Origin of the sequence: Flagellimonas sp., from assembly GCF_965215805.1 — a bacterium.
Lineage (GTDB): Bacteria > Bacteroidota > Bacteroidia > Flavobacteriales > Flavobacteriaceae > Flagellimonas.
The window spans coordinates 916,368-936,636 of sequence record NZ_OZ244124.1 but is presented as its reverse complement, the minus strand read 5'-3'; the positions used below and the strand labels follow the sequence as shown (position 1 = coordinate 936,636).

The 20,269-nt window shown below is 43.3% G+C and carries 21 protein-coding genes; 9 read left to right on the top strand and 12 right to left on the bottom strand.

Annotation, left to right across the window (positions count from 1 at the left end; all coding sequences use genetic code 11):
* Positions 1 to 23: 23 nt before the first annotated feature.
* The 3 genes from ACOOE0_RS04160 (at position 24) to ACOOE0_RS04150 (ending at position 4,205) form a co-directional block, all read left to right on the top strand.
* Entirely contained in the window at positions 24 to 1,703 is a 1,680-nt protein-coding gene (locus tag ACOOE0_RS04160) for a sodium:solute symporter (protein ID WP_420401216.1), read from the top strand.
* A 2-nt stretch (positions 1,704 to 1,705) separates the two neighbouring features.
* Positions 1,706 to 2,500 carry an SDR family NAD(P)-dependent oxidoreductase gene (locus ACOOE0_RS04155; protein ID WP_420401215.1) on the top strand — a complete coding sequence of 265 codons (795 nt, stop codon included), beginning with the start codon at positions 1,706 to 1,708 and terminating at the stop codon, positions 2,498 to 2,500.
* Between the two features lie 127 nt (positions 2,501 to 2,627).
* The gene (locus ACOOE0_RS04150) at positions 2,628 to 4,205 is read left to right on the top strand and encodes a SulP family inorganic anion transporter (protein ID WP_420401214.1); all 1,578 of its coding nucleotides are present in this window, start codon (positions 2,628 to 2,630) and stop codon (positions 4,203 to 4,205) included.
* Here ACOOE0_RS04150 and ACOOE0_RS04145 read toward each other — a convergent pair.
* The 8 genes from ACOOE0_RS04145 to ACOOE0_RS04110 all read right to left on the bottom strand — a co-directional run bounded on the left by ACOOE0_RS04145 (position 4,202) and on the right by ACOOE0_RS04110 (position 10,222).
* Positions 4,202 to 4,807, bottom strand: a complete 606-nt coding sequence (locus tag ACOOE0_RS04145) for a DinB family protein (protein ID WP_420401213.1) — start codon at positions 4,805 to 4,807, stop codon at positions 4,202 to 4,204. The two genes, ACOOE0_RS04150 and ACOOE0_RS04145, sit on opposite strands and share 4 nt — an antisense overlap.
* Before the next feature lie 76 nt (positions 4,808 to 4,883).
* The gene (locus tag ACOOE0_RS04140) at positions 4,884 to 5,372 is read right to left on the bottom strand and encodes a hypothetical protein (RefSeq protein WP_420401212.1); all 489 of its coding nucleotides are present in this window, start codon (positions 5,370 to 5,372) and stop codon (positions 4,884 to 4,886) included.
* Positions 5,373 to 5,406: 34 nt separating this feature from the next.
* Positions 5,407 to 5,814 (bottom strand): hypothetical protein, encoded by a 408-nt coding sequence (locus ACOOE0_RS04135; protein WP_420401211.1) that lies wholly within the window; start codon positions 5,812 to 5,814, stop codon positions 5,407 to 5,409.
* Entirely contained in the window at positions 5,811 to 6,524 is a 714-nt protein-coding gene (locus ACOOE0_RS04130; protein WP_420401210.1) for a membrane or secreted protein, read from the bottom strand. Before ACOOE0_RS04130 ends, ACOOE0_RS04135 begins: the two co-directional genes overlap by 4 nt.
* Positions 6,525 to 6,632: 108 nt before the next feature.
* Complete coding sequence (locus tag ACOOE0_RS04125) at positions 6,633 to 7,112, bottom strand: c-type cytochrome (RefSeq protein WP_420401209.1); 480 nt, start codon at positions 7,110 to 7,112, stop codon at positions 6,633 to 6,635.
* Positions 7,113 to 7,226: 114 nt separating this feature from the next.
* On the bottom strand, positions 7,227 to 8,186 hold the full coding sequence (locus ACOOE0_RS04120; protein WP_420401208.1) for a YheT family hydrolase: 960 nt from the start codon (positions 8,184 to 8,186) through the stop codon (positions 7,227 to 7,229).
* Entirely contained in the window at positions 8,186 to 9,187 is a 1,002-nt protein-coding gene (locus ACOOE0_RS04115; RefSeq protein WP_420401207.1) for a bestrophin family protein, read from the bottom strand. Before ACOOE0_RS04115 ends, ACOOE0_RS04120 begins: the two co-directional genes overlap by 1 nt.
* A gap of 57 nt (positions 9,188 to 9,244) precedes the next feature.
* Positions 9,245 to 10,222 carry an NAD(P)H-dependent flavin oxidoreductase gene (locus ACOOE0_RS04110; protein WP_420401206.1) on the bottom strand — a complete coding sequence of 326 codons (978 nt, stop codon included), beginning with the start codon at positions 10,220 to 10,222 and terminating at the stop codon, positions 9,245 to 9,247.
* A gap of 114 nt (positions 10,223 to 10,336) precedes the next feature.
* Between ACOOE0_RS04110 and ACOOE0_RS04105 the strand changes: the two genes are divergently transcribed.
* On the top strand, positions 10,337 to 10,813 hold the full coding sequence (locus tag ACOOE0_RS04105; protein ID WP_420401205.1) for an acyl-CoA thioesterase: 477 nt from the start codon (positions 10,337 to 10,339) through the stop codon (positions 10,811 to 10,813).
* Here the strand turns inward: ACOOE0_RS04105 and ACOOE0_RS04100 are convergent.
* The 3 genes from ACOOE0_RS04100 to ACOOE0_RS04090 form a co-directional block, all read right to left on the bottom strand.
* Positions 10,797 to 11,690: a DMT family transporter gene (locus tag ACOOE0_RS04100; RefSeq protein WP_420401204.1), complete on the bottom strand. Its 894-nt coding sequence runs from the start codon at positions 11,688 to 11,690 to the stop codon at positions 10,797 to 10,799. The two genes, ACOOE0_RS04105 and ACOOE0_RS04100, sit on opposite strands and share 17 nt — an antisense overlap.
* The gene (locus ACOOE0_RS04095; RefSeq protein WP_420401203.1) at positions 11,687 to 12,040 is read right to left on the bottom strand and encodes an arsenate reductase family protein; all 354 of its coding nucleotides are present in this window, start codon (positions 12,038 to 12,040) and stop codon (positions 11,687 to 11,689) included. Before ACOOE0_RS04095 ends, ACOOE0_RS04100 begins: the two co-directional genes overlap by 4 nt.
* A 77-nt stretch (positions 12,041 to 12,117) precedes the next feature.
* On the bottom strand, positions 12,118 to 12,810 hold the full coding sequence (locus tag ACOOE0_RS04090; RefSeq protein WP_420401202.1) for an aspartate/glutamate racemase family protein: 693 nt from the start codon (positions 12,808 to 12,810) through the stop codon (positions 12,118 to 12,120).
* Between the two features lie 291 nt (positions 12,811 to 13,101).
* Here ACOOE0_RS04090 and ACOOE0_RS04085 point away from each other — a divergent pair, with 291 nt between their 5' ends.
* Positions 13,102 to 13,563, top strand: a complete 462-nt coding sequence (locus ACOOE0_RS04085) for a DinB family protein (RefSeq protein WP_420401201.1) — start codon at positions 13,102 to 13,104, stop codon at positions 13,561 to 13,563.
* A 3-nt stretch (positions 13,564 to 13,566) separates the two neighbouring features.
* On the opposite strand, the gene ACOOE0_RS04080 is transcribed toward ACOOE0_RS04085, so the two are convergent.
* Positions 13,567 to 14,310: a PdaC/SigV domain-containing protein gene (locus ACOOE0_RS04080; RefSeq protein WP_420401200.1), complete on the bottom strand. Its 744-nt coding sequence runs from the start codon at positions 14,308 to 14,310 to the stop codon at positions 13,567 to 13,569.
* Positions 14,311 to 14,394: 84 nt separating this feature from the next.
* On the opposite strand from ACOOE0_RS04080, the gene ACOOE0_RS04075 reads away from it, so the two are divergent.
* The 4 genes from ACOOE0_RS04075 to ACOOE0_RS04060 all read left to right on the top strand — a co-directional run bounded on the left by ACOOE0_RS04075 (position 14,395) and on the right by ACOOE0_RS04060 (position 20,245).
* Positions 14,395 to 15,549: a cystathionine gamma-synthase gene (locus ACOOE0_RS04075; protein ID WP_420401199.1), complete on the top strand. Its 1,155-nt coding sequence runs from the start codon at positions 14,395 to 14,397 to the stop codon at positions 15,547 to 15,549.
* A gap of 129 nt (positions 15,550 to 15,678) precedes the next feature.
* Entirely contained in the window at positions 15,679 to 17,022 is a 1,344-nt protein-coding gene (gene gdhA / locus ACOOE0_RS04070) for an NADP-specific glutamate dehydrogenase (RefSeq protein ID WP_420401198.1), read from the top strand.
* Between the two features lie 87 nt (positions 17,023 to 17,109).
* Positions 17,110 to 17,829, top strand: coding sequence for a DNA repair protein RecO (gene recO, locus ACOOE0_RS04065; protein ID WP_420401197.1), 720 nt, complete (start codon positions 17,110 to 17,112; stop codon positions 17,827 to 17,829).
* Positions 17,813 to 20,245 (top strand): TonB-dependent receptor, encoded by a 2,433-nt coding sequence (locus ACOOE0_RS04060; protein ID WP_420401196.1) that lies wholly within the window; start codon positions 17,813 to 17,815, stop codon positions 20,243 to 20,245. The genes recO and ACOOE0_RS04060 overlap by 17 nt, the downstream gene beginning before the upstream one ends.
* Positions 20,246 to 20,269 lie beyond the last annotated feature (24 nt).

Here is a 20,269-nt window from a genome sequence, read left to right as displayed (position 1 = left end):
AGCATTGACCAAACCAAACCTTTATGTTAACCAATATTAGTAGTTGGGATATACTTATTATCCTTGCTTATTTTGGAATTATTTTATGGATTGCCAAATGGGCGTCAAAAGGCAAAGGTGGCTCTGGGGCCGCGGCGGATTATTTCTTGGCAGGACGTGACCAAGGATGGCTGGTGGTGGGAGCATCGCTTTTTGCATCCAATATTGGTTCCGAAATTATTTTGGGAGTCTCTGGAGCTGGGGCAAGAGCGAACATGCCCATGGCCAATTTTGAGATTTTGGCAGCCCTGGTGCTTATCCTTCTAGGCTGGGTTTTTGTTCCCTTTTATCTTAGAACGGGAGTATATACCATGCCGGAGTTTTTGGAGAAAAGATACTCCAAAGCCTGTCGTAACTACCTCTCCATGGTCTCTATTTTGGCCTATGTGATCACCAAAATTTCCCTGATCATATTTGCTGGTGCGCTGGTTTTTGAAACCATAGGAGTACCCTTTTGGACAGGGGCTATCGTTACCGTATTGGCTACAGGGTTTTACACCGTTTTAGGTGGATTGAAGGCGGTTATATATACCGATATGGTACAGGCGGTGATTCTATTGCTGGGAACCATTGCAGTTACCTTGTTCGGGATTCACCAGTTAGGGGGATGGGAAGGTCTTATAAGCACTTTGGATATGGCCGCAAACACTGAGGGTAATCCTCCAACGGAACGTTTTTTTAATTTATGGCGGCCCATGACGGATACAGAATACCCTTGGACAGGAATGCTCTTTGGAGCACCTATACTTGGGGTTTGGTATTGGTGTACGGACCAATATATTGTGCAACGTACCCTCTCCGCAAAGGATGTATCCAATGCCAGAAAGGGAGCATTATTTGCCGGATATTTAAAACTGTTGCCGGTATTTATCTTTTTTATTCCTGGGGTAATCGCTTATGCATTGATGCAAAAAGGGGAGATCAATTTCGCCTTGGAAAATGCAGACCAGGCGCTTCCGGCCATGATCACCAATTTTTTGCCATTGGGATTAAAAGGGTTGGCCATAGCAGGACTTTTGGCCGCTTTGATGAGCTCTTTGTCTTCAGCGTTTAATTCAAGTTCTACACTCCTGACCATGGATTTTTACAAACAGTACAGACCACAAGCTTCAGATAAAAACTTGGTCAGATTTGGTCAGTTGGCAACGGTGGTTTTGGTCATTGTAAGTCTAGGGTGGATTCCCTTCATGAAAACCTTGATGGGTGGGGGAATATTCCATTATCTGCAAAGTGTGCAAGCCTATATTTCACCTCCAATAGCAGCAGTATTTTTATTCGGACTCTTTTACAAGTGGATCAATGCCAAGGGCGCCATCGTGGCCCTTTGGTCTGGCTTCTTTTTGGGGATACTTCGCTTGGTAACGGAATTTATGGCCAAAGAAGGAATCTTGATGGTGGGCGAGGGCTCCGTCTTGGCTTTCTTTCTGGACATAAACTTTCTACATTTTGCTCTTTTCCTGTTTGTGTTTTGTGCCTTGGTATTGGCCTTGGTCAGCAAAACCGGGCTACCCAAATCGGATGAGGCATTGAGGCTGGTTACCTTTCAGAAAAAGGACAAACTTCCTTCCAAGGAACGCTCAAGAGATATGGTATTGACCATAGTGTTGATTGTTTTGGTCTTGATTTTATGGGCTGTCTTTAGTCCATTGGGATTAGCAGGTTAGTTATGGATTTACAGTTAAAAGGGAAAACAACATTTATTTCAGGATCAACCGCGGGGATTGGTTTTGCCTTGGCCAAAAGCATGTTGGCAGAAGGAGCTGAGGTCACCCTCAACGGGCGTTCATCAAAGTCGGTGGACAAGGCCCTGGAAGAGTTACAAAAAGAATTTCCCCAGGGCAAAGTAAATGGCATTGCCGCGGATTTTGAAAATCGAGATGATATAGAGCAACTCCTAGATCAACTACCCGAGGTAGACATCCTAATCAACAATATTGGAATTTATAAGGCAGAATCCTTTTTCCAAATGAAGGACGAGGATTGGTATCAGCAGTTTGAGGTTAATGTGATGAGTGGGGTGCGTTTGTCCAGATTGCTTCTGCCCAAAATGTTGGAACGCAATTGGGGCCGCATACTATTCGTCTCCAGTGAATGCGCCTCCTTGGTGCCTCCAGATATGTTGGCCTATAGTACTACAAAAACAGCTATGTTGGCCATTTCCAAAGGACTGGCTCAATTGACCAAGGGTACAGGAGTCACCGTTAACTCGGTTTTACCTGGATCCACGCTCTCCGAAGGAGCAGAGCAATTTTTGGAAACTGAGGCGGAAAAACAGGGAAAAACCAAAGCGGAAGTAGAGGCGGATTTTTTTAAGGATGTACGGACGTCATCGCTTTTACAGCGTTTTGCATCCGTGGATGAAGTAGCCCATACCATTACGTATTTGTCAAGCCCCCTTGCCGCAGCTACCAACGGAGCGGCCATTAAGATTGATGGTGGTAGCACAAGCGGAATTTTTTAGAAATCAGCACATTATCTTCCGAAATAGTGATTTTCTTGAGCTTGGGATCATGAATTCGTGAATTCCCACATAGGGATTCGTGTCATAAGCTGAATAGTGCTATTTTTGCCGCCTTCAAACAGAAGCTATGAAAAAGTATCTCAATCTTTTCGACTTTTCACAAAAGGTAAACTACCGAACGGAAGTGCTTTCCGGATTGACCGTTGCCTTGGCTTTGGTACCCGAAGCCATTGCCTTTGCTTTGATTCCTGGGTTTTCTCCCTTGACAGGATTGTACGCTGCGTTCGTTTTAGCCTTGGTGACTTCCATTTTGGGCGGTCGTCCAGGTATGATTTCTGGGGCTACAGGAGCAGTAGCCGTAATTTTTGTAGGCTTGATCTTGGAGCTTAAACAGACCTTTCCTGGAATAGACCCAACCACCATTTTGAACTACACTTTTGCCACTGTGATCATAGCAGGAGGTATACAGATATTGGCAGGAGTACTACGATTGGGAAAATTTATTCGCTTGGTACCACATCCGGTGATGTTCGGGTTTGTCAATGGCTTGGCCATTATCATATTTATGGCCCAATTCCCAAATTTCTATGTGAAGGGAACTAGCGATCTCTTGTCTGGATCAGCACTCTACACCATGTTGGGATTGACTTTGCTTACCATGCTCATTATTTGGGGATTTCCCAAGTTGACCAAGGCAGTTCCGTCCTCCTTGTTGGCTATAATTGTGGTTTCTGCCATCGTTATCGGTTTTGGGATTGATACTCTCACGGTTGCTGACACCATGCAGGAAGGAGAGAGTATCAAAGGGGGATTCCCACCCTTGTCCATTCCCAAAATACCATTGACCATGGACACGTTCCTAATTATCATTCCCTATGCCGCAATTGTTGCTGGAGTAGGTTTAATTGAGAGCTTGCTGACCTTGAACATTATTGATGAAATTACCGAAACCCGAGGTAGTGGAAACAAGGAGTGCGTAGCTCAAGGAACGGCAAACATACTTTCTGGTTTCCTATCTGGAATGGGGGGTTGTGCCATGATCGGTCAAAGTTTGATCAACACTTCCTCTGGTGCTAGAGCAAGGCTTTCAGGAATCACCGCGGCAGTAATGCTCTTGGTGTTTATTATGTTTGGAAGTAGTCTTATTGAGCGGTTGCCCATGGCCGCCTTAGTTGGGCTTATGTTTATGGTTGCCATTGGAACTTTTGAATGGGCCAGTTTTAAAACCTTCCGTAAAATGCCCAATTCTGATGTGATTGTAATGGTATTGGTGACTTTGATCACAGCCATAACCCATAATTTGGCCATTGCGGTTTTATTGGGGGTTGTTATCTCGGCTTTGGCTTATTCTTGGGAGAATGCCAAGCGCATTCGAGCCAGAAAACATGTAGATGAAGATGGAGTTAAACACTATGAAATCTATGGCCCACTTTTCTTTGGATCCACCACCTTGTTTGCTGAAAAGTTTGACGTACAGAACGACCCGTCAGAGGTAATTATAGATTTTCAGGAAAGCCGTGTGGCAGACATGTCAGGTATTGAAGCCTTAAACAAAATCACGGAGCGTTATGCCAAAGCGGGTAAAAAAGTACACCTAAGACATTTGAGCAAGGACTGTATTCGCCTTTTGAAAAACGCAGAGGACATCATTGAAGTTAACGTCCTTGAAGATCCAACTTATAAGGTAGTTGCGGATAGGGTTTAATCCCTCAATTTGCCATTGAACATACTAACCTTTGGGTGAATGGGATTACCAGACGCACGGCGCATTAGAGTAATTTGACCGGCGTGGTAAATGCAATCCGATAGCATCCCGTTGATCAAATTCCAATAAGGATACTTGGACTCTTGATCACCACGTTGAAAAACTACGCCTGTTGCTTCAAAATCCTTAGCCTGTTTCCCAAGCATTTTGGTGCTGGCGGCTTTTAGGTTCAACAAGGTTTCCCTCCTAAGCTCTTCAAAGGAAAGCTCTGGCGGATTTTCCACTCGAACATTGGGTGTAGCATCTGCTGCATTCAAGATCATTTTGGACATACCGTGAATATGGCGCAAGGTCTCTATGCAGGCCCTGCCATCTTCCGAAGGTTTGTATTCCAGGTCTTTTTGGGTTAGACCTTGGGTGGCCCAATAGTATCGAAAGCCTAGACCATCTATCATTCGGGCGGCAACATTTCCAGGACTATAGTCCTCGGGATAATCTGGAATTTCGTGATACGGTAATTCTTCCTGTGCACTCATTGGGTTACATAAAAATAGGGAAAGGAGCAGCACCAAAGTACTGACGAGAGGTTTCTTGGTTATCATATGCATTTAAATAAGGAATCAAATTAACCGTTTTGAATGTTACCGCCCAGCGTTTTGACAAACATTTAGCATATAATTACTTGACGAAGGTCAATTCCAATGTTTCACCCTCACCCAAGGCATTCCATTGAGCTAACAAGTCATTTAGGGATTGTTGAATTTTAGCTAAGGAATCCGTGTTAAGACCATGGGGATAAGGTAAACCTTCCCGAGTCAAAATTTCTTTTAGGGTTGGGATAAGATCCATATGCTCCCCGCCAGATTGAAGGTTAGTTAACAACAGGTTCACTAGGTGCTCGGTTTGCAACGATTCAGGAGGAAGGTTTGCAGGAACCAACGCTTCAGGTCTTTTATCCCGTGGCAATTCAAAATCCTCAATATTGAACCCATCGGACAGCATGCCGTAAAAGGCCTTTTTAAAGTCCAAAACGGTTTCCACGGCAAAATGGGCAAGGTCATGGACTTCAAAATTTGGATGTATTTGGGACCAAGTAACACTGCCATCTTCCCTAATACAGTTGAGTATACTGGCTTTGCCTTTTCTTTTTTTGAACTGAATTTTCATAGGGCTAAATCAGACTTAAGGGTCCGTTCATAGGCTATTCAATGCATCCTTTGTAGAAGGGAGCAAAGGGATGGATTTCCAGCTTAAAAAGTTTATGTTGAATGGCCAAATCCGCATGAAGCATGTCTGTCACCTCCTGAAGATCCTTACCAAGAATAATCAACATTCCTGTATCACTATAGCGTGCTCCCACAGAGATTTTCTTTTCCTTCCGCAGTTGGGACAAAAAGGAAGAATGCTCTTTAAAGTACGCTTGTTCGTGAGGTTCTTTTTCCGTATCCCAGTTTTCACCAAGGGTGTATAGGGCCACAAAATGGGACGCTGTTTTTTCTTCGCTTTGCGAAAAGGAATGGAATGGCAGAACCCATAAAAACAACCAAAGGATTAATGTCTTGGGCGTTTTGATGACATCAATTACGTTTATGTTAAGATTGATTTTCATTGCTTTCGTAAACTCCAAATCTCATAAAGGGGTGCACCCTTGCTACTGAATCCTGAATGGTGCCAATCACCATTTTTTAGGTCAAATTCAAACTCTAGGCTTGCCCCAACCCGAGTGTTATCCCTGGAGAAAAATTTGATATTTTCCGTGTACTTCCCGTCAACGGTAGTATAAGTTCCGCCTCCGGTTCCCATGAATTGTTTGGTTTCGGTATTATAAGCAATCCATTGAAAACGGGTGCCGGATAAAATTTTCATGGTTTTTCTTGGCCTGTTGGTGTCACGGTGCCGTAACGTTCCATCTGTTTTTCTCCCAGACATGAGCCATGCTCCAGCTAACGCACCAGGAGCACCATCGTCCAATCTATTCCATGTGCGCTCGCCATCTTTTACTTTAAGGGAATCTTGCATCAAAACAATTTCAAAACTGATTTGGGTTCCGACCCTGTCCGGATTTTTAGTGTCAAATTCCACCGTTTCGGTCAACACAGTGCCGTTTAATTCCCATCCCCCACCATTGGTGCTGATAAAGGCTCCTGTATTGGCATCATACCAAGCGGCTACTTGGAATCCTTTGGAAAAGATGACCACATTTTTTATGTCCTGTCCTTCTTCATTGGTGTACACATTCTCCCAAGCTCCCAATAAACTTTGACAGTGGAGGGCATTAAAAAAGAGACAGCTAACAAATGCAAGCAGAATGGTTTTCATGTGTTAGAATATCTTAAGTGAACCACTAAATCCTTTCCAATAGAAAGTTTAGAAATACCAAACCGAATTCCCAATAATTGGGAACCGTTACCTATATCGATCTTGCGCCTAAAGTGTGCGCAAGTATTCCGCCAAATCCCGAGCCTGTTCCTCGGTCAGGTTTTGGTTGAGCATAATGGCATTGTTATATTCTTTCAACAAAGCCTTTGCAATGGGATCTTCCCGTAGCATAACATCAGGGTTGAGCATCATGTTCATGACCCACTCAGGGCTTCTGCGCTCGTAAACACCTTTCATGGCCGGGCCGATCATGCGCTGATCTACCATATGGCAAGCCACACAGATGGAATTGAAACTAGCCTCTCCACGAGCTGCCATTTCTTGATCAATCTCATCTGGGAAAGTAAGTTCTTTAATGGGGCCCACACCTTTGTTGTCCAAGTCCACGGGAACACCTTCGCTAGTATCCGCCTTTTTGTCCTCGGCTTTGGAACGACTTACTTCAAAACCGTCTTTCTTTTCTTCTTTCTTTCCACCACAGCTTGCTACGAAGGCAGCTAAACATAAAAACAGGAGTATTTTTTTCATTTCAGTAGATTGTGTTGTAGTTAGTTGAATTTGCAGCTACTAAGATATATAAATAGCGGAGAACTTTTTACCCCTTTATTTTGACGTCTATAACAACTATCCAGGTAGTTGCAGTTAGTATGAATTAAAAAACTCCAAGGCTCTGGCTTCGGTATAGGTAGTTCCGTTCTGAGCCCAAAAGCCGACATGTCCTCCATGTTTAGGAATTTCTAAATGGATGTTTTGGTTCTGTTCGGCTTCCGCATAAGGATAACATTTTGGGCCCAAGAAGGAGTCATCGGCAGCATTGATGATCAGGCTGGGAACTTGAATGGAAGTCAAAAATTGCAGGCAACTGCACTGGGTATAATAGTCCAGCGCATCTTTAAAATTATGCGCTTTGCTGGTGTAGATATCATCAAAATCCTTTAACGTCTTTATGGCCTTTATATCCGGATTGGAAATTAAATGGGGAAACATTTTTTGCTTTTGCCTGAGCTTGGCGATCAAATGTTTTTTGAATCTTTTGGCGTATAGAATATTTTCAAACGTCAACAACTTTTCGCAAGAACTTTGCAAACTACAGGGTACAGATACAGCAACGGCAGCGTGGACTTCCTTTGGAATCACATTGCCCTCTCCCAGATATTTGAGGGCTAGATTGCCGCCAAGACTAAAACCTTTTAGATAAATATTCTCATAGTTCTTGGTTGTTAATATATGATCAAGAACTTCCTTCAAATCTTCAGTGGCCCCGCTATGGTATGAGCGATATTTTGAATTGGGCTCCCCACTGCATCCCCGATAATTAACTGCACAAGCATCAAATCCTTTGGTGTTGAACAGCTTGGCGCTCCCCGTGATATAGGGCCGTTGCGCGTCGCCTTCCAAGCCATGCAACAAAACCACCAGTTTTTGGGAAGTATTTGGAGCATAGCTCCAGTCCAAATCCAAAAAATCCCCATCAGAAAGTGTAATTCGCTCCCTTTTTTGGGCAACGCCTTTCACTATTCTAAAAAGACCATTGTAGATAGTGGCCAAGTGCCCATTTCTAAAAAAAAGCGATGGCTTATAAGTGGAGGAAACCTGCGGCATTAATACAGAATATTGTGCATAGGTTGGATTTTTGGAGGCAGGTTTTCTTCATCCAACATATCCCTTAGGTCAATTTCGATAGTCCTGCATAAGGCAGTCATGGGAACATCATTGATACGGCCTTCAAAGGGATCCTCACTGTTACTGCCCACACTCTCCATGGTGGAGAAAATCCAGGAAATTAGAATGGAAAAAAAGATCATCAAAACAATATACCACCAATTGTTGCCTACCTCTAGTTCCCTGAGTTCCGTTGCAAATACGTTTAATAAACCAAAAGGGAGTAGCAGTAAAAATATCCAGGTGAAAACGGTACTGAAATAGGCATATTGTCTGGGAAATGGAGTGTTTTTGATTCGTTCGCACTTGCCCTGAAGGTTATACATTTCCTCCAGATTGCCATGAAAGATTTGTTTGTCGAATTCAGTGATTTTGCCCTCAGCCAACAACTTTTTTAGATGGAGCCCCTGTTTTTTCACAAGATGCGTGGCTACGTTTTTACGATTTTCAATGGAATCCACTTCTTGAGGCCCCAATAAATGATCCATTCCGCTGCAAACAGGATTTCTTTCGCCATGGCGATCAAACAATCGTTCCACAGCTCGATTTTCTTTTTTGGAAAAGCTGGTAGGCTGCCGTAATTGAATCCGCAAAGCGTTGATCCAAGCAATGTGCCTATGGATAAGAACAATTTGGGCATCGCGGTCATTTTCCACCAGACTCAAAACGTTGTTGGCCCATGTTCTTGAATAGTTTACGATACCGCCCCATATTTTTCGGGCTTCCCAAAAGCGATCATAGCTCTGGCTATTTTTAAAACCGATGTAAAACGCAACAGCAATACCTATTACTGAAATGGGCTCAAATGGAATATCGATATGGGTCCAGTTCAAAAAATAATAGAGATAAAATACAATGGAGGCGTAGACGGTAAAGAAAATCAACTTTCTCCAGGCAAACCTTAAGATAAGCGCCCAGCTTATGTTTCTTTTAATGTACATGTTTCTTCAGATGGTTTTAGGTCTACCCAAAATACAAAAGAAAAGTAAGAAATGCGCTTAGTACTTGGGGTAGCGCTCCAGCAATTGGGCCTGTTCCTCAATAGCGGTTTTAAACTCTGATTTTAAAGTTGATACAAGTTCCGAAACGGGGAGCACATTGTCTATGGTGGTAACCCCCTGCCCGGCAGACCAGATGGTCTTCCAAGCTTTGGCTTCGGTATCCAGTTCTTTCCCGAAATCAATTTTGTGGTCTTTTTTCAAATCTTCCTCAGAAATACCCGCGGCTTTTAAACTGGCTGCCAAAAAGTTGGCGTGTACGCCTGATATAGCTGCTGTGTAAACCACATCGCTTGCCCCCGCTTCAATGATCATCTTGCGGTATTCTTCCGGAGCCTTGCTTTCTTCCGTATTGATAAAACGCGTACCCATATAGGCCAAATCGGCCCCCATTTGCATGGCCGTGGCAATATCCTTGCCTGTACTGATGCAGCCAGAAAGGATGATGGTTTTATCGAACATTTTTTTCACTTCTGCCACCAGACTCATAGGGTTGATGTTTCCAGCATGTCCTCCAGCTCCTGCTGAGACCAAAATAAGACCGTCCACACCTGCTTCAGCTGCTTTTTCGGCATGCCGTTTTTTAATGATGTCATGAAATACCAGACCACCGTAGCTGTGAATGGCGTTGACTACCATGCTTACCGCACCAAGGGAGGTAATGACCAAGGGAACCTTGTGTTTCATGCAGAGTTTCACATCGGCCTCCAATCTAGGGTTGGTGGGATGCACAATTAGATTGACCCCAAAAGGAGCGGGCTTTTTACCCGTTTCCTCTTCAAATTTTTTGAGTTCCGATTTAATTTCGATGAGCCATTCCTCAAAACCTTCACTGGTTCTTTGGTTAAGAGCAGGGAAGGTACCCACAATCCCATTTTTACAACACTCGATTACCAAGCGAGGCCCGGAAATTAGAAACATGGGTGCCGCAATGGCAGGCAAACTTAAATCTTGGATAAATTCAGCTTTCTGACTCATGATAACTTTCTTGGAGTTTTAAATTTAAGGTTAATTGTGCCTTCAGATGGGACCCATTTCTGAAAAGTATGGTAATTTTACAAATATTATGCATGCATAACAAATAATCAGCTTATGTTTTTTAAGGAGTTCGAGGTACGATGGAACGATTTGGATGCCAACAGGCATTTGGCCAATTCGGCTTATATCAATTTTATGAGTCACACCCGAATGTCCTACATGACCAAAATTGGCTTTGGGCACAAGGAGTTTGTAAAATACAGCATTGGTCCAGTGGTGTTTTATGAGCATATCTACTATTTTAAGGAAGTCTTTCCCGGAAAACCCATTAAGGTTTCTTTGGAACTCAAGGGTATGAGCGAGGATGGCATGTTTGTGGAATTCCATCACAATTTCTACGACAGCAATGGAAAACACCTCTCGCATTGTGAGATGCTTTTTTCTTGGATCAATATGGAAACCCGAAAACTAACAGCACTCCCCAATGAAGTTTTGGAAGTTTTCAAAAGTCAGGAAAAAGCATCGGATTTTAGGGTATTGACCAAGGAGGATACCCGAAAGTATGCCAAAGTTCCTAAGGACTTGCCTTAGGTTTTCTACTGGCCAAATATACTCCCAAAAGCACCAAGACCGTCGCAAGAATTTTGACGGTTGTTAATTGATCCTTGCCAGAAAACAGCGCAAACAGGATACCGATAAGCGGCTGTAAATATACAAAGGCACCTACCGTTGAGGCTCTCAATTGAGTTAGGGCAAACACATTAAATAGATAGGTCATAAAGGTGGTACCGATAACCACAAAGGCTATTACCCCATATACCCACAGTGGTAAAGTAGCCCATTCAATTGCGGAATATTCTGGGTAGGTCACTGGAAAGGCAATTACAAACCCGATTGTGAAAAGCCATTTCATCAAGGTAAAGGGATGGTACTTTTCAAGCAGCTTTTTTACCAAGATCAAATAAGAACCATATACCGTTGCGTTCAGTACAAAAAGGATATTGCCCAAGGGAATATTGGGTGCATCTTGTCGGATTTCAGCCCCAAATAAAATCAGCCCCAAAGCCCCAACAAAACCAAGGAAGATTCCCAATCCCTTGTTCAAAGTCACTTTTTCCTTAATGAACAAGGCCGATAGCACCACCACAATAATGGGGGTGATGGTCACCAGCACCGAGCTGTTGATGGGAGTGGACAATTGTAATCCTTTGAAAAAGGCCAGCATATTAATGGCCATCCCTAAAAGGGAGCAAGCCAGAATGCGCAACCAGTCCTTTTTTTCAATACGCTGTTTGGGTCCCAAAAATGAAATGGCCCAAAAAAGGATGGAAGCACCCCCCAAGCGCAACATGATAAACCCATATGGGCCCACGTAGTCGGGCATGGCTCCCTTGGCTATGGTATGGTTAAGACCATAGATGGTGGTAGCCCCCAAGGCGGCCAATAAAGCTAGGGTACGTTTGTTCATGAATGTAGCGCTGCTTTGGCGGCTTCTACCACCTTTTTGGAATTTCCAACAAAAATTTGATCCTCCAAGAGCAATACCGGTCTTTTTAGAAAGGTGTAATGTTCCAAAATCAGATTTTTATAGTCTTCTTCCGTGAGTTTTTGTTCATGAAGCCCTCTTTGCCTGAACAACATGGCCCGTCTGCTGAAAAGCGCTTCGTAACTCCCAGCCAATTGTGCCATCTGTTCCACTTGCTCAGCGGTCATGGGTTCCGATTTTATCTCTTGCAGTACAACACCATCCAATGGTTCCAAATCTTTAAGGATACGTTGGCAGGTAGAGCAGCTTCCTAGGTGGTATATTTTTTTCATTTTTCAGAGTTGTGATTCCCAAGAACATAGGAATCTATAATTATCCAATAATTCAATCAAAGGTCGTGCATTTGAAATTAAGACAGCGCAAAATCCACTGCTTTCTGGGCGTGTATTTTAGTGGTATCAAAAGATGGAACCGCTATTTCTTCCGACGGGATAAGAATGGGCAATTCTGTGCAACCCAAAATTATGCCTTCCGCCCCTTGGCCAATTAATTTTGCAATGATTTCCAAGCACTGCTTTTTGGACGCTTCCGTAAAGACTCCCTTGACCAGTTCGTTATAAATAATGGATTGAAGGGTGTCCATTTCGGCATTGGTCGGAACCAGAATCTCCAAACCATATTTTTCCTTAAGGATTTTGGTATAGAAGTCTTTTTCCATGGTGAACCTAGTACCTAGGAGAGCCACTTTTTTCAAACCTTTTTTTTGGATTACCTCTCCAGTGGCGTCCGCAATGTGCAGAAAAGGAATGGAAACTGAATTGGTGATATGGTCACTCACCAAATGGATGGTGTTGGTGCAAAGTACCACCATATCGGCGCCGGCTCTTTCCAATTTTGCGGCCTCGTTTGCCATGGATTCGCCAATTTTATCCCAATCCCCTGAGAAGGAAAACTGCTCTATTTCATCAAAATCCACGGAAGTAAGGACGGTTTTGGCCGAATGGGAACCACCCAAGCCTTTCCTGACCATTTGATTGACATGCTGGTAATAAATTTTGGAGGATTCCCAACTCATTCCCCCAATCATCCCAATTGTTTTCATGCTAAATCTGCTTTATTTGATTTTTGACCTGTCCTCTGCACCATCCAGGGTAAAGGACGTAAGAAATTTTGTGATACGTTCATTTAATACTTGTCGGAACGATATCTTGACGGGTTGCTCTATGCAAGTACAGCTTAAACAGTTTTCCATACATTTCACATTTAGATATTCATAAATATCGATTTATAAAACAAAAAAATAATACCTTGCTATAAGTATTGTTTAACAAAGCTATGAAACATTTACATATTTATATTTATAGATATGTTAAAAATGAAACATTTCCCTTAAATGGAAAAACAATTTGACATCCTCCTTAAAAACCGGATCATCTTCAAACGCTTTTTGGACCAGACCCCGAAAGAAGATTTGTTTCGAATTCCAAATGGTTTTAAGAACAATATCTGGTGGAACATTGCCCATGCCATGGTTACACAACAATTGTTGATTTATAAGCTCAGTGGGGTGGGATTTGGTATTGAAGAAGAACTGATAGACAAGTACAGGAAGGGAACTGTACCTGAAGCTTTACCATCCGAATCGGAATTCAGTAAAGTCTCGGAATACCTTATTAGTACCGTGGAGCAGTTACAGAAAGACTATTCGGAAGGTTTGTTTACCAATTTTGAGCCCTATATGACCACTCCAAAAGTTGGTCTTGAAACCGTAGAGGATGCCATTTCATTTTTGACTTTTCACGATGGGATACATCTCGGGGCTATCTTGGCCCTTCAAAAGGCCTTAAGAGCATAAGCTCTATTTTTTTACCGGGCGTTTCAGGTATTTATTGGCTTCAGCGAAGGGTATGGTCAGGATTTTTGGGCCATCCGCATAAGAGGCAATCTCATACTGATTGTATATTAACTGTATGCCATCCTGGGTATAGCCCAGATTTTCAGAGAGATGAAAATGGTCGCCCTCAAACATAAATCCCGTGCCATTTATGTTTGTGTCTTGAGGGACATCTTCCTGGATTCGAAATTTGGTTTCCGCATAGTTCACAAAACCTTCTTCATCATCAAAAAGTTCCCACTGTTCCGTTTCTTGTCCCTTGATTTTATCAAAATTAAGGAAGGTTACGGCGCTATATCCGTGTGCACCTCCGGTAAAAGTGTATGCATTCATTACCAAAGTCAGAATAGACTTGTTCTCAAAAGCCACATCGCAATTGATCTTGGCTTCCCATCCCACAGTTTCATCAGGAAATTTGTTCTTAAGCTCCTTGAAACTCCCTGAAAAAGAATTGATGGCATCTTCCATTGTTTCAATTTCTTTATCCTCGTCCCAAGCGAGTATGGCTATAACTTCTTCCTCCAAGGCAGTATTAATGGCCTCTGCCAAAATGGTTTCATCCAAGGCCTTTGGCAAGGATATCTGAACCTCTGGGCAATCATCGCAGGATTCGCCTTCCAGCTGCTGGGTTTCAAAAGTAAGTTTATGGTCATTTTCGCAACCAAGGGAAAGCAATAAAAGCAGGAGTAGATAAATGGACTTGTTCATTATAAGGGGTTTATGGACTTCAAAAATAAGACTTCATTGATTACTCCAAAAGATAACAATACATTTGCAGCAGACTAATATACAATGAGCAAAAGAGAACTTAATTTCAATAGCAAAACGATTCACGGGGGACAGCAACCTGATAAGGCCTATGGGGCCGTAATGCCCCCAATTTACCAAACATCTACCTATGCCCAATCCACACCTGGTGGGCATATGGGGTATGAATATTCCAGAAGTGCAAACCCTACGAGAACAGCCTTGGAAAATGCACTGGCCAGTATTGAAAACGGCAACTATGGTTTGGCATTTGCAAGTGGACTTTCGGCCATGGATGCGGTGATCAAATTACTCAACCCAGGTGACGAGGTGGTATCCACCAATGATTTGTATGGAGGAAGTTATCGCTTGTTCAAGCAGGTGTTTGAGAAGTACGGGATTACCTTCCACTTTATAGGAATGCAAGACCCAGCGGCCATTGAGGCCAAAATCAATGAAAAGACCAAGTTGATTTGGGTAGAGACCCCTACCAACCCCATGATGAACGTCATAGACATTAAAGCAGTTTCCGAGTTGGCCAAAAAGCACAATTTGCTTTTGGCAGTGGACAACACTTTTGCCACTCCGTATTTGCAAAGACCATTGGATTTGGGAGCGGATATTGTAATGCACTCGGCCACCAAATACTTGGGAGGGCATAGCGACGTGGTTGTTGGGGCCTTGGTGGTTAAGGACAAAGCCTTGGCGGATCAGCTTTATTTTATTCAGAATGCAAGCGGAGCGGTATGTGGACCCATGGACAGTTTTTTGACTCTTCGTGGGATAAAGACCCTTCATGTGCGTATGCAGCGCCATTGCGAAAACGGACAGGCCATTGCTGAATTTTTGGTCAATCATCCAAAAATTGAAAAGGTGTACTGGCCTGGTTTTGAGAACCATCCCAATCATGACATTGCCAAATCACAAATGGACGGTTTTGGTGGCATGATATCCTTTATCACCAAAGGAAGCAGTTATGAGGATGCCATTAAAATTGTGGAAAAATTGGAAGTATTTACGCTGGCAGAATCTTTGGGTGGGGTTGAGAGTTTGGCGGGCCATCCGGCAAGCATGACCCATGCCAGTATTCCCAAAGAGGAACGCGAAAAAAGTGGAGTGGTGGATGCCCTGATCAGATTGAGCGTGGGTATTGAGGATGTAAACGATCTTATAGCGGACCTGGAACAGGCGATAGGATAGCCAATTTTGAAAAATTTTCAGAAAAAGGCTATTTGAATTATGTAAATAGTATAATTTTGCCCTCTAATTCCTAATTTGTTAAAATTCTCCGAAATCGAAATCGGGGAAATTAAACTTGAAATCCGTTATATGGAAGCAAAAATCAAAGCATTTATGGATGAGGTGATTGCCCGAAATGGACATGAACCTGAGTTTATCCAAGCGGTACAAGAGGTGGCCGAAACGGTTATCCCTTACATTGTCAAACACGATATTTACCATGGCAAAAATATCCTTTTGCGAATGGTGGAACCAGAGCGTTTGATATCCTTTCGAGTAGCCTGGGTTGACGATAGTGGAGAAATTCACGTAAACCGGGGATACCGAATTCAAATGAACTCGGCCATTGGCCCTTATAAGGGAGGACTTCGTTTCCACCCAACGGTGAATGCCAGTGTCCTAAAGTTCCTTGCTTTTGAACAAGTATTCAAGAACAGTTTGACCACACTTCCCATGGGAGGTGGTAAAGGAGGTTCGGATTTTGATCCGAAGGGGAAATCGGATGATGAGGTCATGCGTTTTTGCCATGCCTTTATGCTGGAATTGAACAGACATATTGGCCCCAACACAGATGTTCCCGCAGGGGATATTGGAGTGGGCGCCCGTGAAATTGGATTCCTATTTGGAATGTACAAAAAGATACGAAACGAGTTTACCGGGGTGTTGACCGGGAAAGGTCGTTCTTGGGGTGGATCCCTGATCAGACCGGAAGCAACCGGATATGGAACCGTATACTTTGCGGATAGCATGCTCAAGACCCAAAACCAGTCTTTTGAAGGAAAAAAGGTGGTGATTTCCGGCTCAGGGAACGTGGCCCAGTTTGCCGCTGAAAAAGTGATGCACTTGGGCGGAACGGTATTGACACTTTCAGATTCAGGAGGATATATCTACGATAAGGATGGTATTGATGAAGACAAATTGGCCTTCGTCATGGATTTGAAGAATAACCGAAGGGGAAGAATCTCTGAATATGTGGATAAGTACCCATCAGCAGAATACCACAAGGGCAAAACACCTTGGGAAGTAAGCTGCGATGTAGCTCTACCTTGTGCCACTCAAAATGAGCTGAATGGGGATGATGCGGCCACCTTGATCAAAAATGGTTGTATTGCTGTTGCCGAGGGGGCAAACATGCCTTCCACTCCAGAAGCTATTCATGCGTTTCATGATGCCAAAATCCTGTTTGCACCGGGTAAGGCGTCCAATGCCGGGGGTGTGGCCACCTCAGGTTTGGAAATGTCACAGAATTCTTTGCGAATCAGCTGGACTAGGGCAGAAGTGGACGAGCGTTTGAAGGGGATCATGGGCGACATTCACGATTCCTGTATTGAATTCGGAAAAGAAGAGGATGGCTATTGCAACTATGTAAAAGGAGCCAATATTGCTGGATTTGTGAAGGTAGCCGATGCCATGTTGGCCCAGGGGGTTATCTAAACACAGATTCCAATTCCATAAAATCAGAGTGGGCGGTTGTTGGTCAATCGCCCACTTTTTTTATATTGGACCAATCCCGTTGTTCAGATGCAGGTAACCACCAAGGCCATTGTACTTTCTTCCATAAAATATGGCGATACCAGTCTTATCGTTAAGGCCTTTACCGTGTCCGATGGTTTAAAATCCTATCTGCTCAAAGGAGTGCTCAGCTCGAAAAGGGGAAAATTGAAAGCCGCTTATTTCTTACCCTTGATGCAGTTGGAGATTGTGGCCAACCACAAAAACAAGGGCACTTTGGAAAGCATCAAAGAGGTAAAAGTAGCGGTGCCTTATAAGACACTTCATACCGATATCATCAAGAATAGTTTGGTGCTTTTTTTGGCTGAAATGTTGGGAAATAGCATTCAAGAACAAGAAGAGGACAAGGCGCTTTTCAATTACTTGGAGTACACCTTGCATTGGTTGGATGAAAATGCTCCCCCACCCAGTTTTCATCTTTTGTTTTTATTGAACCTCACTAAGTTTTTAGGGTTCTATCCCGATACTTCCTTTTTAAAGGCTTCCTACTTTGACTTATTGGAAGGGAGTTTTGTCAAAGCTCCTTCCCTTAACCCCACGATTCAGGGAGATGAAATTGTCCATTTCAAAACGCTCTTGGGCATAAATTTTGATGCACTTCAAGCGATACAAATGAACCGGCACCAAAGACAGGAATTGCTAAAAAAAGTTATTCTGTATTTTGAATTACATTTGCACGGATTTAGAAAACCGAAGTCTCTGGCCGTTTTAAATGCAGTTTTTGAGTAGTATGCGCAACATTGGTTTTGTCCTCCTTTTCCTTATGGCCTCCCTTTCTGGTTTTTCGCAAGAAATCACTGTTTTGGATGCTGATACAGGAAATCCCGTGGCCAATATTGCCATCTTTAATAAGGATAAATCCAAAACCTCCGTTTCCAATTTAAACGGGAAGGCCAACCTGGATATTTTCGATGCCAAGGAACGCATCACCTTTCGACATATCAGTTATGAGGAGCTGGTGACCACCCGTGCAAAAATTGGGAAAAAGGGGAATCGTGTGTATTTGGGTTTGAAACCTGAAGAATTGCAGGAAGTGGTCATGTCCGTATCCAAATGGGAGCAACAAAAAAAGGATATTCCCCAAAAGATTGAATCCATTGATGCCAGAACCATAGCTTTTACCAATCCGCAGACCTCTGCCGATTTGCTACAAAACAGTGGAAAGGTTTTTGTGCAGAAAAGTCAATTGGGTGGAGGGAGCCCCATGATAAGAGGTTTTGCCACCAACAGATTATTGCTTTCCGTGGATGGCGTACGGATGAATAACGCCATTTTTCGAGGCGGGAACGTACAGAATGTTATTTCGGTAGACCCTTTTACCATCAGAAATACGGAAGTGATTTTTGGTCCTGGATCGGTAATTTATGGAAGTGACGCCATGGGAGGGGTCATGAACTTTTTTACCAGAAATCCCAGATTTTCGTTTACGGACAGTCTTACCGTATCGGGCAACGCCACATATCGCTTTGCAACAGCCAATAACGAGAACACGGCACATGTGGATTTGAATCTTGGGCAACAACATTGGGCATCTTTCACCAGTATCACCTACAACAATTTTGATGACTTGGTTATGGGAGAAAGCGGGCCAGATTCCTATTTAAGGAACCAATTTGTGGTTCGGGAAAACGGGATGGACGTGCTTCGGGAAAATAACGATCCAAGAAAACAGGTGACATCAGGATATGATCAAATCAATTTACTGCAAAAATTCACCTATAAGCCCAATGCCACTTGGAACTACGATTTGGGACTTCATTACTCGGAAACCTCGGAGTTTTCCAGATATGACAGATTGATTAGACCCAATGATGCAGGTGATGGACTGCGTTCAGCTGAATGGCAATATGGCCCGCAAAAGTGGTTTATGGGCAATTTTCAAGTCACCAAACAGGGAAAGAACAAATTTTATGATGGGGTAAAGCTCACTACCGCCTACCAGTTTTTTGAAGAAAGCAGGATCAATCGGAATTTTCAAGCTGTAGACCGCTTTACCACCACGGAAAAGGTGGATGCCCTTACCGTTAGCCTGGACTTTGAAAACAAAAAAATTGGAGACCTCAGACTGTATTATGGGGCAGAATATATTTTCAACAAAGTACATTCCGAAGGACGCCAGACCAATATTACAACCGATGTGGTTTCGGCTGCGGCCTCCCGATATCCTGATGGGGCCACTTGGCAGACCTTTGCTGGCTACATTAACGGGGAGTATAAATTGATGCCCAATTTTACCCTGCTTTCCGGGGCACGGTATAGCCAAGTTTGGGTGGATGCCCAGTTTGATAAAACCTTTTATCCTTTTCCATTTGATGAGGCTGATTTGATTACGGGAGCGCTTACTGGCAGCGTGGGATTTAGCTGGTTTCCAAAGGCCGATTTACAGATTACCTTAAACGGCTCTACAGGATTTAGAGCGCCCAACATTGATGATATTGGAAAAGTCTTTGATTCTGAACCGGGGGCTGTAGTGGTTCCCAACCCTGAATTGGAACCCGAATATGCCTACAATATGGAATTGGGGATTCGGAAAAATGTCCAAGATAAAATAGTATTCAAAGGGGCCGCCTTTTACACCTATTTGGTTGATGCCTTGGTAAGACGGGATTTTACCTTCAACGGAGAAAGCGAGATTATCTACAATGGGGAATTAAGTACCGTGCAGGCCATTCAAAATGCTGCGAAAGCGTATGTGTATGGTGTGGAAGTGGGACTTGAGGCATTTTTAAATGAGAACTGGGCCATTGCCAGCAATTTGACCATTACGGAGGGGACAGAGGAAGACGATACTGGGGAGGAAAGTGCCGCTCGGCATGCCGCTCCCACCTTTGGCGATGTCCATTTGATTTGGCAAAACCAGAAATTGAAAGCCGACTTTTTCCTCAACTATAACGGCGAAATTGGGTATAACGATTTAGCCTTATCCGAACGGAGCAAGTCCTATATTTATGCTGTGGATGAAAATGGAAACCCGTATAGCCCATCCTGGTACACATTAAATTTTAGGTCACAGTATCAAATAACCAATGCCTTAAAAGCTACACTGAGCTTGGAGAATATGACCAACCAACGCTACCGAACCTATTCCTCAGGAATTGTTGCCCCAGGCACAAATTTTATCATGGGGTTGGGCTATAACTTCTAAAATAAAAAGCCCCGAATAATCGGG

Excerpts from the sequence above, each read along its gene's own strand:
- ACOOE0_RS04130 (WP_420401210.1), bottom strand. The coding sequence starts at position 6,524 with ATGAAAACCATTCTGCTTGCATTTGTTAGCTGTCTCTTTTTTAATGCC.
- gdhA (WP_420401198.1), top strand. The coding sequence starts at position 15,679 with ATGGAAGCAAAAATCAAAGCATTTATGGATGAGGTGATTGCCCGAAAT.
- ACOOE0_RS04100 (WP_420401204.1), bottom strand. The coding sequence starts at position 11,690 with ATGAACAAACGTACCCTAGCTTTATTGGCCGCCTTGGGGGCTACCACC.
- ACOOE0_RS04090 (WP_420401202.1), bottom strand. The coding sequence starts at position 12,810 with ATGAAAACAATTGGGATGATTGGGGGAATGAGTTGGGAATCCTCCAAA.
- ACOOE0_RS04115 (WP_420401207.1), bottom strand. The coding sequence starts at position 9,187 with ATGTACATTAAAAGAAACATAAGCTGGGCGCTTATCTTAAGGTTTGCC.
- ACOOE0_RS04125 (WP_420401209.1), bottom strand. The coding sequence starts at position 7,112 with ATGAAAAAAATACTCCTGTTTTTATGTTTAGCTGCCTTCGTAGCAAGC.
- ACOOE0_RS04075 (WP_420401199.1), top strand. The coding sequence starts at position 14,395 with ATGAGCAAAAGAGAACTTAATTTCAATAGCAAAACGATTCACGGGGGA.
- ACOOE0_RS04140 (WP_420401212.1), bottom strand. The coding sequence starts at position 5,372 with ATGAAAATTCAGTTCAAAAAAAGAAAAGGCAAAGCCAGTATACTCAAC.
- ACOOE0_RS04150 (WP_420401214.1), top strand. The coding sequence starts at position 2,628 with ATGAAAAAGTATCTCAATCTTTTCGACTTTTCACAAAAGGTAAACTAC.
- ACOOE0_RS04060 (WP_420401196.1), top strand. The coding sequence starts at position 17,813 with ATGCAGTTTTTGAGTAGTATGCGCAACATTGGTTTTGTCCTCCTTTTC.
- ACOOE0_RS04120 (WP_420401208.1), bottom strand. The coding sequence starts at position 8,186 with ATGCCGCAGGTTTCCTCCACTTATAAGCCATCGCTTTTTTTTAGAAAT.
- ACOOE0_RS04085 (WP_420401201.1), top strand. The coding sequence starts at position 13,102 with ATGGAAAAACAATTTGACATCCTCCTTAAAAACCGGATCATCTTCAAA.
- ACOOE0_RS04155 (WP_420401215.1), top strand. The coding sequence starts at position 1,706 with ATGGATTTACAGTTAAAAGGGAAAACAACATTTATTTCAGGATCAACC.
- ACOOE0_RS04145 (WP_420401213.1), bottom strand. The coding sequence starts at position 4,807 with ATGATAACCAAGAAACCTCTCGTCAGTACTTTGGTGCTGCTCCTTTCC.
- ACOOE0_RS04160 (WP_420401216.1), top strand. The coding sequence starts at position 24 with ATGTTAACCAATATTAGTAGTTGGGATATACTTATTATCCTTGCTTAT.
- ACOOE0_RS04080 (WP_420401200.1), bottom strand. The coding sequence starts at position 14,310 with ATGAACAAGTCCATTTATCTACTCCTGCTTTTATTGCTTTCCCTTGGT.
- recO (WP_420401197.1), top strand. The coding sequence starts at position 17,110 with ATGCAGGTAACCACCAAGGCCATTGTACTTTCTTCCATAAAATATGGC.
- ACOOE0_RS04095 (WP_420401203.1), bottom strand. The coding sequence starts at position 12,040 with ATGAAAAAAATATACCACCTAGGAAGCTGCTCTACCTGCCAACGTATC.
- ACOOE0_RS04110 (WP_420401206.1), bottom strand. The coding sequence starts at position 10,222 with ATGAGTCAGAAAGCTGAATTTATCCAAGATTTAAGTTTGCCTGCCATT.
- ACOOE0_RS04135 (WP_420401211.1), bottom strand. The coding sequence starts at position 5,814 with ATGAAAATCAATCTTAACATAAACGTAATTGATGTCATCAAAACGCCC.
- ACOOE0_RS04105 (WP_420401205.1), top strand. The coding sequence starts at position 10,337 with ATGTTTTTTAAGGAGTTCGAGGTACGATGGAACGATTTGGATGCCAAC.